Raw genomic sequence first — 576 nt, forward strand, 5'->3', positions numbered from 1 at the left:
ACCTGCTCGTGGAACGGCTGACCCGGCTGGACCCCGACTCCGTGCTCGACTACGCACGCCATTTCGAGGCCCGCTACAACCGCGCCTACCTGTGGGATCTGTGGGGTGCGGCGGCTGTGCTCTTCGACGGGGCCGGCGACGAGACCTTCGACTCGTTCCGCTGCTGGCTCATCGGCCAGGGCCGCGAGGTGTACGAGGGCGCGGTGCACGATCCCGACGCGCTCGCGGAGCTGCTCGGCGACTTCGACGTGGAGATCGACGGGGACGGCGAGGAGATCGGCTTCGCCGCGGACGAGGCGTACGAGCAGCTGACCGGCGCGGAGACCCCGGACCTGGGCATTCCGATGCCGGGCGGGGAGCCGCTGGGAGCCCCCTTCGACCTGGAGGACGACAAGGTCCTCGCGGTCCGCTTCCCCCGGCTGTGGGAGCGCTTCGGGACGACGTAGCGCGTGGCACGGCGACCCCCGGGGCCGGGCCCCGGGGGTCGTCGTGGTGGTCGTCGTGGGGCCGTGCCGCGCGTACTTCGCCGGCCGGGGGTCCGACGGTCAGAAGTGCGTGCCGCCGTCGATGCGGACC

At 72.7% G+C, this 576-nt stretch carries 1 protein-coding gene; it reads left to right on the top strand.

Features of this window, described 5'->3' with window-relative positions:
* A partial coding sequence (locus AMK27_RS40975; protein ID WP_073919599.1) for a DUF4240 domain-containing protein occupies positions 1 to 446 on the top strand: 446 nt, incomplete at its 5' end.
* Between the last annotated feature and the right edge of the window lie 130 nt (positions 447 to 576).

The organism is Streptomyces sp. CB02009, assembly GCF_001905825.1.
In the GTDB taxonomy this organism is placed as follows: Bacteria; Actinomycetota; Actinomycetes; order Streptomycetales; family Streptomycetaceae; genus Streptomyces.